A 13,816-nucleotide genomic window follows, 5' to 3' on the forward strand; every position below is an offset into this window, starting at 1 on the left:
ATATTGTATAGAACCGCTATCGAACATAACCAATCAATAGAACTTCTAGACGTATCTATATGTACTTACAATGAATGGTTACTGGTTGAAGCATCAAGTAATATTTCATTAGTTGTATATGGACATATCGAGTTATGTGAACCGGTTAGAGATCATGAGACTAGATTTTCTTTTAACTCCTATGAACCTATAATTGGTGAAATATGGTATAAATATGTTATTACTATTAAGAAATTTGCTCGAAGAGATCATTTGATCGGTCTACATTTACTCCTTGAACTTGTTAGGGAGTATTTAGTAATAGAGATGATCGAGAGGGACATTCAACATAACACGAATATACATAGACATGGATTTAATTAAGAATTACCTGATTATATTAAGTTATCTCATTTAAATGATTCAAATATAGAAGTCATATTAAACTATATTGAGAGACTAGCATTTGAGTATGATAAAAAGTTACAGCATCATGTATCGGGATATTTGAGTCAATTTGATCGAATTGCTAAATATATAGAAGAATCTCGTCAACAAATCAAGTAACGTTTTTTGAATGTCCCAATTGCAAAAGAGTCTACACATCAGACGATTTATAAGAGACATTAAATGAATTGGAGGGTCAGGGGGTATGAGGATGCCTAGTCATGACTATGAATCTAAACTTGCATTGAAAAATGCCATCCATAACGGCTATCTATCTCTAGATAATGAATTTGATGGGATTCAAGAATATCAAAAGGATATCCGTATTCAAGAGGTAGATCGGACACCCGCAGAAATCATCGCTTACCAACTTGGTTGGATGAATCTTGTTATGGGGTGGGATAGGGATGAGAAAATGGGTAAAACCGTCATTACGCCTACTCCGGACTATAAATGGAATCAACTTGGTGGATTGTATCAATACTTTTATCATACATACTCGCATTATTCTTTAGAGGAATTAAGATATGTATTCAAAGAAACAGAACAACAATGGCAGGATTGGATTGATTCATTGAATGAAGAGGAACTTTTTACGCAAGGTGTTTGGCATTGGACAGGTTCCAATCCGAAATGGGCTATGGTCAAATGGATTCACATTAATTCAGTAGCGCCTTTCAAGAGTTTTCGTTCTAAGATTCGTAAATGGAAGAAACTGCAGTTGTAGAACTAAAATAAAGAAATAGAACGGAGTGATTTTAATGCCTTGGCCAATGGTCCATTTCTTGGTTGCAAGTGGATTGTTATCCAAACCATCTTCTGAGTTTTTACTGGGAAGCATTGCTCCCGATTCAATTCATGTAAGGACTAACGAGAGAATAGAGAAAGCAAAAACACATTTAATGCGTGAGGAAGGCAAGTTCCCAACAGATGAAGATCTTAAGGAGTTTTTTGAACACAACAAATATTTGGCATTTAATGATTTGAGGTTTATGCAATATTTATGCGGGTACATCGCCCATGTCTATGCTGATCGAGTATGGACATTTGATATTTATCCAGCGTATGAATTACATCCCAATAGTCGGAGGATTTATACGCAGGATGTAACAAAGTTTGAATTCTTGATATATCGTAATAAGCCGGAGACTAGAGAACTAGTAAGTAGGCTTGAAGCAGGCAAGGCGTTTGAGTTAGGTGGATTGTTTGAACAAGAGGTTTACTATTATAGAGAAGAGAAGATACGTTTCATCAATAACGGTGAGAATGAACCTATTAGTGAGCCAAGTATCTTAACAATGAATAAGTTAGAAGAATTTATTAATACAACTGTGTTAGGGTTACGAAAAATTTTTATAGAGTGGGATGTACTCAATAAGCTTGAAGAAAGCTAGTGAATTCAGCTAACATCGTAGTCAGGTACTGATTGGACGTCCTTAGGGAATTAGCATAGAAGCATAAGAGTATCTCGTAGAGAGGGGAGACTTAAATTGAGGAAGTGTTTAGTATTTACGACATTGTTGATCTTATTATCTTCATGTAGTTCAGAAGCAAAGAATGATTCATTACACGCGGATATGTCTTCTAGTGAGGCTAAACAGCAAGGATATGTTGTGTCAGGCCCATCAGGCCAAGCGAATATAGATAAAATTGAAACGTTCTATGAAGATTATCAGAACAAGAAAAGTAATAGTAATAGTATCACACTTGCTCGGTATACGGATGAAGGTGACCCCATTTATATAGACCTTGAGTCCGATGGAGATAAGATTTCATATTCCTACGATAACACCTGGGATGAATTTGGAGGGCAAAATAAAGGAGTACGAAAAACAAGTTGTACAATCATGGGTCAACGACTCGATCCACAAGAAGACCGTATTGGAACGGAATATTACCTAACTTCTTGTAGCGATGATATAGGATATAGTGATATAGAGAAAGAAGAGTATTATTTACTATTCATAAACGGTGGGAAGTAATAGTTAAGAAATCTAAATGAAATAAGGGAGAATCAATATGACGACATATCATTATCTACCAATGAATGAACAATATGCTTCAGCGATTTGTAAATGGATGTACCCGGAACCTTATAATCTATACGATATGGGTGATAGTAGCGAGAGTATTGATGATCTGTTGAATGGTGATTACTTTTATGCATTAGATAGCCAGGATATGTTAGTTGGCTACATCTGTAGCGGGAACTCTTCTCGGGTACCTGGTGGATATCCAATAGGTATATATGATAACAATAAATACTTGGATTTCGGGGTTGGCTTGAGGCCGGATTATACGGGTAAGGGTAATGGGCTAGAATTCTTGTCTCAAGGTATCGAGTATCTAATGAAAGAGTCTAATGTTCATAATATTCAATTGGTTGTAGCCGCTTTTAATGAGAGAGCAATAAAAGTATATGAGCGTGCGGGCTTTGTTCAAGGATGTAGTTTTAAGAGTAAGGTGGATGACGAAGAGGTTGACTTTATTGTGATGCGTTGTTCCTTACATAAAACAATATAACAGTTTAGTAGCTCTCACGAATATAACGAAGGAGAAATGAAGATGAGTGAGTTTACATCAGGATGTTTAACATTAGTGAAATATAAAGAATGGCTTACGAAACTTTCCCCAACGTATATGACAGAACTTAATGATGAATGGTTAGTCTTTATCACTAAAGATACTTTTGTTGATGAGGATATTCCAGATAGTTTATATGAAATTTCAAACCAGTTTCCAGTAATGTACTTCTATAATTTTGAAGATCATTGATGGGGGTATAGTATCGTTAGCAACTCTCAAGAGGTAGCAAATATCCATGTGTCATATGAGTTAGAATACACTATGCTCATGAGTCTTGTAGAAGAAAGGTATCCGGAAGAAGACCCTTATGAATTTTTATATGATGACGTTAATGGCAGCAAGATTAGAGAGAACTTAGAAGTAGAAATTCAAAATTCTAAAGAATATAAAGAGCTAATTAATCAGCAATTTTTGAACTGCAATTTAGATGGTTTTAAACTTTTTGGTATAAGTGATGAACAAATAAACCAATTAGAGGGGATTTTAACTAGTGACTATTTGACGCAACTTGAGTCTGATCATCAACTAGTAGAAGAATTTAAAGAGATATTACATATTCAAGAAATGAGTTGGATCCGTTCAGATAGGATTGATGAACTGGAAGATTAGTCTACCCAGCTGGCAATCCGTGTCGGACTAAAAGGAGAGTTTACAAATATATGTATAAGGTTGTATTTTTCGATGTTGACGGGACCCTATTAAGTGAGATTGATAGAACTATGCTACCAAGCACGAAAGAAGCCATTGCAAGATTGATAGAGAAAGATATAAAAGTGGTGGTCGCGACAGGAAGGCCATTCAATATGTGCGACGAGTTAAAGATGTTGGGAATTGACACTTTTATCTCTGCAAATGGTGCTCTTGTTAAATGTAAGGAGGAAACGATATATAAGTCAGTGTTAACGACAGAAACGGTTCTAGATGTCTCGACATTCGCCGAATTGAACGGTCACGGTATTTCCTATTTCACGGAACGATATGCTATGAATGGGATAGGTACTGGCAATCAGCGAATTAGGAGTGCATTAATGGAGACTTTGATGCTTGCGGATTATCCCGAAAAAATAAGCTCACTTTCAGAAGAAATATATGGTATGTGCTTGTATGCAGACGATAACGAAGCTCAAAAATTCGTAGATCAATTTCCTTCACTCCGTTTCAAACGTTGGCACGACTACATTATGAATGTGTATGATCACACGGAAGCCTCTAAATCATTGGCGATTAGACATGTGTTGAATCATTTTAACATTTCTAGATCAGAAGCCATTGCTTTTGGTGACGGTGGAAATGACATCGATATGTTGGAGTATGTAGGATTGGGAATTGCCATGGGGAATGGTGAACAACAGCTACAACGTAGTGCGGACTTTGTTACCAAAAAAGCAAGTGAAGGTGGCATTTACTATGCATTAGAAAAATTTGGTGTTATTTAGGAAATGCCAGCATTTACACCTGATTTAAATCCACTGAGAGAAACAATTATAGGACTGACCTTGAAAGATTTTGGAATATATAGATTTGAGAATGCATGAATTAGATAACACAGGGAGCTGCTTACTATGTTCGGACTTTTTAAAAAGAAGGCTGATTCTTTAGATCATCAACTTGCGAAGTTAGCGGAATTTGGCGTAACTTTTAATGAAGGGATAGAGCCTGCTATATTTCTTGAAGAAGTTTCTAGAGATTTTTTTGAGGAAGACCCCTATCTATCATTATTGATCTGTATGGGTGGCGAAATCTCAAAGGGTGATACATTTGTCGATGCTTCAGATCATATCTGGTATTTCGATACTGAGTGTATTGAAGATCATGGTGTGTATTCGGAAGTGATTGAAAGACTAAAGAAAATGACTGAACTCGATATTCGTAATATTAAAGATTGTGTAGATATAGAGAATGGAGTAGTGTGGGTATCCTTTACATATGATAACCAACAGGTTAAATGGGATTTACAAATGGATTATGATTGGTTAGATGTTGGGATTTTTGAAAAGTTCAATGATCTCATTAAGAATAAATCTTCTAAGAGAATAGTTGTGACATCCATAGACCAATCTTGTCTAATTATTTATTCAACAGAAGAACAACTGAGGGGAATCAATAGATTAGTGAAGTACAAACTCGGGTAGAACAGATCTGAGTTAATGAACGTTTAAATTATTAGTTTAGTTGTGGAAGCCGATATCATACATAATAATTGTAAAATACGATTATGACTTGATATAAAGGACGGATCTAATGAATTCTTATTCTGGGAAGTCCCAATTTTTGCCTTCATAATTTAGTAATGTGTTAACAATACTAACCTTTATGAAGGGGGGATCTCGGGAAATGAAAGAAGCAGATTGCAGTTCAGCTAGTAATAGTAACAACTCTAATAAGGCTAAGGCAGAACAAGGAGACATGAAGTGGTGGCAACTGTCATTAATCGGTGTCGGTTGCACGATAGGAACGGGTTATTTCCTTGGATCAACAATTGGTATAAAAACAACGGGACCATCGATTGTCTTTTCATTTATTCTAGCAGCTTTAGGAACGTATATCGTCTATAATCTACTCGCCAAAATGACTGCTTTAGATCCGCAGGAAGGCTCCTTTTGTTATTATGCTAACAAAGCATTTGGACGTTGGGCTGGGTTTAGCTGTGGTTGGAATTATTGGTTCTCAAATATTCTAATTATGGGTAGTCAGTTGACTGCGCTTTCGATATTATCACAATTTTGGTTACCAAAAATTCCACTTTGGATATTTGCGGCAAGTTACGCCATTATAGCAATCATTGTCGTGTTATTTGGAACAAAAGGGTTCGATCGAGTCGAGAATATACTTGCCGTGATTAAGACAGCTGCAATTGTTATGTTCATTGTTTTAGCGGTATGTGCTGTGTTCGGTTGGTTCGGTCTAAAAGGAGCGGAGCCCCCATCATTTCCTAATACCTATAGCGAACTATTTCCCAAGGGTCTGAAAGGGTTTTGGACATCGCTTATTTATGCCTTTTATGCGTTTGGAGGCATTGAAGTCATTGGTCTGATGGCGATGCAGCTCAAAAAGAAAGAAGATGCACCGAAAGCAGGGACAGTTATGCTTCTTGTCCTAACCGTCATTTATGTCATATCTATGGGATTAGCTGTAACCATGGCTTCACTGGAGGCATTTACTGAAAAAGAAAGTCCGTTTGTTACCGCGATGGATAGTTTTCATTTGGGCTTTTTTCCACATGTATTCAACGGGGCCATTATTCTGGCTGGGTTTTCAACCATGACTGCTTCATTATTTGGGGTGACAAATCTTTTAGTTACCATTGCAAATGATGGAAATGCGCCTAAAGTGTTTGCCAAAAAAATAAAGTTCAAGAAGTTACCTTTATTTTCATTACTTCTCGCTACAATTGGGTTAATTGCATCAATAGTCACAGCATTGTTATTGCCCGGCAAGATCTACGAATATATAACGACATCGGCTGGTATATTACTATTGTATAACTGGGCTTTCATTATTTTGTCGTCTTTCAAAATTTTAGAAATAAAATTGTGGAGTAAAGTTCTTGCATATGTAGGACTTTTGCTAATGGCGGTAGCTGTTAGTGGAACATTGCTTGAAAAGCATATTCGGCCTGGATTCTATGTTAGTTTGTTATTGATTGCGCTAATTGCAATTGCTGCAATTATTATGAAGAAGAAGGTCTGGAATAAAGAAGGTGTATAGTATTGCGTTGTAAATTGTCCTATGCAAAAAGGTGAAGTAAACCGTTTCTCCGTTTACTCCACCTCATGAAAAGACGTAGGCATGCCATTATAGCAACTCTATATTTCCTTCTTTACAATCTTTAAGGATTTGATCATTCCATACCGCTACCTGTACTTCACCGATATGTGCCTTTTTCAGCAAGAACATACACAATCTAGATTGCCCAATGCCACCGCCAATGGTGAAAGGTAGACTTTCATCAAGTACAGACTGATGGTATTCCAGTGACTTCCTATGTTCCGTGCCAGAAAGTTCTAGTTGTTCTGAAAGACTACTCTTATCGACTCTAATTCCCATAGAGGATACTTCGAACGCTCGCTCAAGAACGGGGTACCATAGTACGATATCGCCATTTAAACTCCAATCATCATAATCTGGAGATCGACCGTCATGCGGTTCTCCTGAGTTCAACTTGCCACCAATTTGCATGACAAACACAGCACCATATTGCTTAGCGATCTGGTCTTCTCTTTGTGCAGGGGAAAGATCAGGATACAAATATTCAAGTTCTTGAGTGGTAATGAATTGAATTTGTTCAGGAAGTATAGGTTCTAACTCAGGGAAAGCTAGATGTAAGTGTGCTTCCGTGGATTTAATGGTCTTGTAAATTTTAAGAACTTCCGTTTTCAAAGTTAACAAGTTACGCTGTTCATGTAAAATAATCTTTTCCCAATCCCATTGATCTACATAGATCGAATGGACATTGTCTTGCTCTTCATCTCTTCTGAGAGCCTTCATATCCGTATATAAACCTTCCCCGAGCTTAAATCCATATCTAGATAACGCCGTACGCTTCCACTTCGCTAATGATTGCACAATTTCAAGTTGAACATCATTTAGATGCAAGGCCTCGAAGGTGACCATTCTCTCTACACCATTCAAATTATCGTTAATACCAGTTCCATTTTTTAAGATAAGGGGTGCAGATACTTTCATGAGGTTGAGTGATTTGCTAAGTTCATGTTCGAAGTGATCTTTCACTATTTTAAGGGCTTTCTCTGTTTGCATTGAATTCAGTTTTGATTCGTAACTCTTGGGAATAACTACGGTTGGCATATTACATTCGTCCTCCAATTAAATAGGGAAAGTAGGCCTTAGCCCCGATATTTTGTACCCTGTATCTTATGAAGGACAGATAAAATGGTGACCAATCTAAAAGAAAAGCGATTTTATCCCTAGATAGCCAAAATATATCCCAAACCCAAGTAGCGATACCCCTGAGATAATAGAAATCACTTTAAGAATATGTTCATTGAGGAATTTCCGAAATACGGTGGTTAACGAAGCAATAAATATATCCCATAAACTTAAGCCAATAAATATCATACAACTATAAATTAATAGCGAACTTGTGCCATTCACTTGGGCCGTTTTTGCAAGTATTGAACCATAGATCCCCAACCAGAAGAGAATGGATAATGGACTTGTAATAGACATGATGAAACCAGTCAGAAAACAACTGATTAAAGAGTCCTTCTTCCTGTTATAAGAAAGTGTGACGGAGTTGATACCCATGATACTTTCAACCCCCGAATAAATAAGCACAAAACCACCAAATAACCAAAGGAAAATTTGAACGATAGGAATATCTAAAAAATGAACCATCCCCAAATATACCAGTAGCATAAAGATAGCATCCGCAATCATGGATCCTGCACCTACAACCCAAGCGTGCCAAAAACCGTTTTTGATTCCTTTATCTAAACGGACAGAGTTTACGGGGCCAATAGGAGCTGCTAACGTTAATCCTAGAATGATATAACCGAATAAAATATTTATACTCACTGATAAATACCTCCTAAATGCAGTTAACTTGTACCATTCTATGTGAAAAGCTGCGTGTTAAGACTCATAGAAAAACAACCAGTGCTATTTTAGGAGCTTTTACATTTTAGAGGTTCGTTTTTTGATTTCGGTATTCAAGCAAGGAATATGAGAATTTTATGTCGAATAAGAAGAATAGGTTAGATCTGTATATATTTAGTGTGGAATGATTATTGGTAGAGTATAGTAGAAAAGTATCATTTTATTATTCAGATCGAATATGAAAGAGGGTATCACTTGAGAAAGCATATCGTATTCGACTTCGACGGAACACTTGTGGATTCTATGGGAATTATCGTAAAGGTATATAATGAGTTAGCAGAACAGTATAAATTTAAGACGTTGGATCAAAAAGAGTATCAAATGATAATGAAGCTTCCATTAGGTGAGAAAATTAAAGCTCTTGGTGTTCCGATGTCCAGAGTGCTATTAATTAGAAAGTTTTCAAAGGACTTTAAAAATAAATATAAATCATATTTACCTACACTTCATTTTTTTGATGGGATTCTTGATGTGCTTGGTCAGCTGAAGAAAAGGGGATATGTGATCTCGATTATTACTTCTAATGCAGAGTCTAATATTAGAGATTATTTGAAAAATAAAGACATTAATGTATTCGAATATATTAAATCTTCCAAAGGCTTATTTGGCAAAGACAAAACGATTAAACAGTATATGAAGGATCACAACTTAATGAATACTGAGTTAATATATATTGGTGACGAAGTAAGAGATATTCAAGCAAGTAAGAAGATTCATGTGGAAGTCATTGCTGTATCTTGGGGAATTGATATAAGTGAGGTATTATTAGCTGAGCAACCCAATTATTTCGTTGAAGATCCAATAGAAATATTAGACATCGTGTAATGAAAACAAAAAACTATGAAAAAGAGAGGTAATGATATGGATATAAGATAGCCAATCGGAACATTTACATGCGAAGGTGAGATTACATCAGAGCAAAGAGCAATCTGGATTCAAGAAATAAATGAGCTACCTAAGAACCTGAGAGAGACCGTTAAAGACTTAACAGAAGAACAATTAAATCTACCCTATCGTGAAGGAGGTTGGATGATCCGTCAAGTAGTGCATCATATAGCAGATAGTCACATGAATAGTTTTATGAGATTTAAATTAGCGCTAACAGAAGACGAACCCACGATCAAACCTTATTTTGAAAATCGTTGGGCATTACTTGAGGACTCCACTGAAGCTGATATTGAATACTCTTTAAGCTTAATTGATGATGGGTTATTCTATTGAAATCGATGGATGAAACTCAATTTAATAGACAATTTCATCACCCGGAATCTAAACAAATGACCAGATTAGATTACAATCTAGGGATCTATGCGTGGCACGAAAATCATCATACCGCCCATATAAAAATGGTGAGAGATCGTTTGAAAATTTAACGAATTGGGTAAACTTATAGGTTTGGATATTTATTGAAGAAAAACTATTGCAAAAATACAGGTCAATATGCTACTATTGACCCAAGCACTGGAAACGTTACCGAGAACGGTTCCAATACAGTTTAGGGAAGCGTTGTCAAAACCTACTGCGAATAGATGGTAACGGTTTCACTACGAAGGCCTTTGAAACAAATTTAAAGAAAAGAAGGGGAAAAAATGAAGAACAAATTTAAAAAAATGTTAGGACTCTTGCTAGTGTCTTCTATGGTTATCGGTTTAGCGACTGCATGTGGTAACAAGAACGAAAAAGCAGAAGTTAAAGAAGATTCACCAAAAGCCGAAACAAGTAAAGGTGGAGAAATCTACTTCTTAAACTTCAAACCTGAAATTGCTGAAACATACGAGAAAATAGCTGCAGATTACGAAGCAGAAACAGGCGTGAAAGTAAAAGTTGTAACGGCTGCTGCAGGAACTTATGAAACAAAATTAAAATCTGAAATTGCAAAATCTGATGCTCCTACCATCTTCCAAATGAATGGACCTGTTGGTTATGAAGCTTGGAAAGATTATGCACTAGATTTGAAGGATACGAAATTGTACAGCTACTTGACTGATCCAACACTAGCAGTTACTAGTGGAGAAGGCGTGTACGGTATCCCTTACGTTGTAGAAGGTTATGGAATTATCTACAATGACGCTATCATGAAGAAGTACTTTGCATTAGCTGACAAAGCTGTTTCTATTTCATCTACAGCTGAAATTAACAACTACGCTACACTAAAAGCTGTGGTTGAAGATATGACTGCTAAGAAAGATCAATTAGGCGTTAAAGGTGTATTCGCTTCCACTTCTCTAGGTGCTGGTGAACAATGGAGATGGCAGACACATCTAGCAAACATCCCATTATACTATGAATTCAAAGACAACACAAACTTTGATAACACAATATTAGCGGGTCTTGATTCTAAAGAAATTTCATTCAAATACGGAGATAACTTCAAAAATGTCTTCGATCTTTACATTAATAACTCTGTAACAAAAGGTGCGTTATTAGGAAGTAAAACAGTAACAGATTCAATGGCTGAATTTGCTCTTGGTCAAGTTGCAATGGTTCAAAATGGTAACTGGGCTTGGGGTCAAATTAATGAAGTTGATGGAAACGTAGTTAAGGCAGAAGACATCAAGTTTATGCCTATCTACTCTGGTATTGCAGGTGAAGAGAAACAAGGGTTAGCTATTGGTACAGAGAACTATTTCGCAATCAACAGCAAAGTATCTGCTGACAAGCAAAAAGACTCAATCGCTTTCTTAGAGTGGTTGTTCTCTAGTGATAAAGGTAAAGCTTATGTAACAAACGACCTAGGTTTTATAGCACCATTCAACACATTTAAAGACAACGAAAAACCAGCAGATCCACTAGCAAAAGAAGTATTAGCATGGATGGAAAAAGATGGGATATCATCATTAGCATGGACGTTTGCTGCATTCCCGAATGAAGAATTCAAAAACAAATTTGGTGATGCATTGTTGGAATATGCTCAAGGCAAAAAGACTTGGGATGAAGTTTCAACAATAGTTAAAGATTCATGGAAAGCTGAAAAAGCAAAATAATATAAGTACTATTACGACGGATTGCGCAGTCCAAGCTTAATTGACCTAAACAATCCGTCGTATGTTTAATTGGATGATGGAATCATATTTATGCCACTGCGTACTGACGGTACACAGTGGCTAAATATTATGGGTAGAGAGAGAAGAGAAATTTTAATACTGAGTAAGGAGAAGACAACATGGAAAAAGCGATAAAAAAATATTTTGCTCTTTTCGCATTGCCAACTTTACTGGCCTTCGCTGTAGCATTTGTAATTCCATTTCTTATGGGAATATATTTGTCTTTCACAGAATTCACAACAGTAACAGATGCAAAATGGGTTGGATTAAGTAACTATATCAAGGCGTTTTCAAACAAAGAATTTCTAGATGCATTATGGTTCACGGTTAAATTTACGATTTTATCAGTACTTACCATAAATGTGTTCGCATTTATTATTGCAATGTTATTAACAAGAGGAAAAAAAGGTACAAATTTATTTAGAACGATATTTTTCATGCCTAACCTAATTGGTGGGATTGTACTAGGATATATTTGGCAATTGATCCTTAATGGTGTTTTGTATTACTTCGATGTTACTCTTACGTTCGATGCTAAGTATGGTTTCTGGGGTTTGATCATACTAATGAATTGGCAATTAATAGGTTACATGATGATTATCTATATTGCAGGTATTCAGAATGTTCCTAAAGATATAGTTGAAGCTGCAAAAATCGATGGAGCGAGTCGCTTCAACATTCTACGTAATGTGACCATTCCATTGGTTATGCCAGCTATAACAATTTGTTTGTTTTTGACATTGTCAAATTCATTCAAACTATTCGACCAAAACTTAGCTTTAACTGCTGGTGCACCATCAAAACAGACTACGATGTTAGCATTAGATATCTTCAACACTTTCTATAGTACAACAGGTTGGGAAGGCGTAGGACAGGCGAAAGCAGTTGTATTCTTTGTTCTAGTCGCTTTGATCGCATTAATTCAACTTGTTCTTACTAGAAGAAAGGAGGTTGAGAATTAATGGAAACTCAAACTTCGAAGTTTAAGGATAGTATCGTCTATATCATATTAGTGATATTGGCCGTTTCCTTTCTAGCTCCTATATTTATCGTTCTAATGAACTCATTTAAAGGGAAGTTTTACATTAGTGATACACCATTTCTACTCCCTAACAGTACAACGTTTAGTGGGTTAGATAACTATATTGGTGGGATAAGCAAGACCGATTTTCTCAGTGCCTTCGGAATGTCATTGTTCATTACAGTATTTTCTGTAGCAGTTATCGTTCTATTTACTTCAATGACCGCATGGTATATCACAAGAGTTAAGGGTAAATTCACGAATGCGTTATATTATGTGTTTGTGTTCTCAATGATTGTACCTTTCCAAATGGTCATGTTCACAATGTCTAAAGTTGCTAATATCATACATCTTGATAATCCAATTGGGATTATATTGATTTATCTAGGATTTGGATCTGGATTATCTGTGTTCTTATTTAGTGGATTTGTTAAATCGATACCGCTCGAGGTAGAAGAAGCAGTTATGATGGACGGATGTAATCCAGTTCAAGCCTTCTTCAATATCGTATTACCTATTCTTAAACCGACTGCAATTACGGTTGCAATTCTAAATGTTATGTGGGTATGGAATGATTATTTGTTACCTGATTTAATTATCGGTACGGAGTATAAAACAATTCCTATTGCTATACAATATCTAAAAGGTGGATATGGTTCTATAGATATGGGAGCTATGATGGCGATGCTAGTATTAGCTATTGTACCTATCGTAATTTTCTACCTATCTTGTCAAAAGTATATTATCGAAGGTGTAGTAGCAGGAGCGGTTAAAGGATAATAAATTTTAGATGAGTGGGTATTCTATTCAAAGAGTAGGGTTCCGTTCTTGGTGTGTTTAATATCCGAGAATAACCTACTCTTTTTTTTAACTTCATGGTCCTTAATACTGGTATTTGTATTGTATGAATTTAATTTCATCTTTGTATATGTGATAACATGCAAATGATCTTGTTTGATTGTCTTATACAACTTTAATTGCTATATTTATGATATTAAGAACCTGGATATGTAGTTCTATTTAAAGTATAGCGGGACTGTGCCATAGAGATAATAATGCATGGTTAGAGAAAGAGAATTTACAAGGGATTTCATGGGTAAAACTACAGTGTAAGGGAAGAACC

General features: G+C 36.0%; 16 protein-coding genes and 1 pseudogene. 15 read left to right on the top strand and 2 right to left on the bottom strand.

Going from position 1 to position 13,816, the window contains the following annotated elements; all coding sequences use genetic code 11:
* Positions 1-3: 3 nt before the first annotated feature.
* The 10 genes from AC1D7X_RS04800 (at position 4) to AC1D7X_RS04845 (ending at position 6,720) form a co-directional block, all read left to right on the top strand.
* Entirely contained in the window at positions 4-363 is a 360-nt protein-coding gene (locus AC1D7X_RS04800) for a hypothetical protein (protein ID WP_495474742.1), read from the top strand.
* Between the two features lie 274 nt (positions 364-637).
* Positions 638-1,153, top strand: a complete 516-nt coding sequence (locus AC1D7X_RS04805; protein ID WP_495474743.1) for a ClbS/DfsB family four-helix bundle protein — start codon at positions 638-640, stop codon at positions 1,151-1,153.
* A 34-nt stretch (positions 1,154-1,187) separates the two neighbouring features.
* Positions 1,188-1,820, top strand: coding sequence for a zinc dependent phospholipase C family protein (locus AC1D7X_RS04810; RefSeq protein WP_495457807.1), 633 nt, complete (start codon positions 1,188-1,190; stop codon positions 1,818-1,820).
* A gap of 96 nt (positions 1,821-1,916) precedes the next feature.
* Positions 1,917-2,408, top strand: a complete 492-nt coding sequence (locus AC1D7X_RS04815) for a DUF4362 domain-containing protein (protein ID WP_495457808.1) — start codon at positions 1,917-1,919, stop codon at positions 2,406-2,408.
* A gap of 37 nt (positions 2,409-2,445) precedes the next feature.
* Positions 2,446-2,949, top strand: a complete 504-nt coding sequence (locus AC1D7X_RS04820; protein WP_495457809.1) for a GNAT family N-acetyltransferase — start codon at positions 2,446-2,448, stop codon at positions 2,947-2,949.
* 42 nt (positions 2,950-2,991) lie between these two features.
* Complete coding sequence (locus AC1D7X_RS04825; protein WP_495474744.1) at positions 2,992-3,201, top strand: hypothetical protein; 210 nt, start codon at positions 2,992-2,994, stop codon at positions 3,199-3,201.
* Positions 3,202-3,279: 78 nt separating this feature from the next.
* Positions 3,280-3,621, top strand: a complete 342-nt coding sequence (locus tag AC1D7X_RS04830) for a hypothetical protein (RefSeq protein ID WP_495474745.1) — start codon at positions 3,280-3,282, stop codon at positions 3,619-3,621.
* Between the two features lie 50 nt (positions 3,622-3,671).
* A complete protein-coding gene (locus AC1D7X_RS04835) occupies positions 3,672-4,448 on the top strand; it encodes a Cof-type HAD-IIB family hydrolase (protein ID WP_495474746.1) in 777 nt (258 codons plus the stop codon).
* Between the two features lie 126 nt (positions 4,449-4,574).
* Entirely contained in the window at positions 4,575-5,144 is a 570-nt protein-coding gene (locus tag AC1D7X_RS04840) for a hypothetical protein (RefSeq protein WP_495474747.1), read from the top strand.
* Positions 5,145-5,346: 202 nt separating this feature from the next.
* The gene (locus AC1D7X_RS04845) at positions 5,347-6,720 is read left to right on the top strand and encodes an amino acid permease (protein WP_495474748.1); all 1,374 of its coding nucleotides are present in this window, start codon (positions 5,347-5,349) and stop codon (positions 6,718-6,720) included.
* Between the two features lie 87 nt (positions 6,721-6,807).
* Here AC1D7X_RS04845 and asnA read toward each other — a convergent pair whose 3' ends face one another.
* Together asnA and AC1D7X_RS04855 are read right to left on the bottom strand one after the other, a co-directional pair.
* Positions 6,808-7,818, bottom strand: coding sequence for an aspartate--ammonia ligase (asnA, locus tag AC1D7X_RS04850; protein ID WP_495474749.1), 1,011 nt, complete (start codon positions 7,816-7,818; stop codon positions 6,808-6,810).
* Positions 7,819-7,914: 96 nt separating this feature from the next.
* Positions 7,915-8,547: a LysE family transporter gene (locus AC1D7X_RS04855; RefSeq protein WP_495474750.1), complete on the bottom strand. Its 633-nt coding sequence runs from the start codon at positions 8,545-8,547 to the stop codon at positions 7,915-7,917.
* A gap of 276 nt (positions 8,548-8,823) precedes the next feature.
* Here AC1D7X_RS04855 and AC1D7X_RS04860 point away from each other — a divergent pair, with 276 nt between their 5' ends.
* The 5 genes and pseudogenes from AC1D7X_RS04860 (at position 8,824) to AC1D7X_RS04880 (ending at position 13,473) form a co-directional block, all read left to right on the top strand.
* Entirely contained in the window at positions 8,824-9,453 is a 630-nt protein-coding gene (locus AC1D7X_RS04860; RefSeq protein WP_495474751.1) for an HAD-IA family hydrolase, read from the top strand.
* Between the two features lie 54 nt (positions 9,454-9,507).
* Positions 9,508-10,001 (top strand): annotated as a pseudogene (locus AC1D7X_RS04865) (YfiT family bacillithiol transferase).
* 216 nt (positions 10,002-10,217) lie between these two features.
* Positions 10,218-11,612: an ABC transporter substrate-binding protein gene (locus AC1D7X_RS04870; RefSeq protein ID WP_495474752.1), complete on the top strand. Its 1,395-nt coding sequence runs from the start codon at positions 10,218-10,220 to the stop codon at positions 11,610-11,612.
* A 179-nt stretch (positions 11,613-11,791) separates the two neighbouring features.
* Entirely contained in the window at positions 11,792-12,634 is an 843-nt protein-coding gene (locus AC1D7X_RS04875) for a carbohydrate ABC transporter permease (protein ID WP_495474753.1), read from the top strand.
* On the top strand, positions 12,634-13,473 hold the full coding sequence (locus AC1D7X_RS04880) for a carbohydrate ABC transporter permease (protein ID WP_495474754.1): 840 nt from the start codon (positions 12,634-12,636) through the stop codon (positions 13,471-13,473). Before AC1D7X_RS04875 ends, AC1D7X_RS04880 begins: the two co-directional genes overlap by 1 nt.
* The last annotated feature ends 343 nt before the right edge of the window (positions 13,474-13,816 follow it).

It is taken from the genome of Paenibacillus sp. Y568 (genome assembly GCF_059445545.1).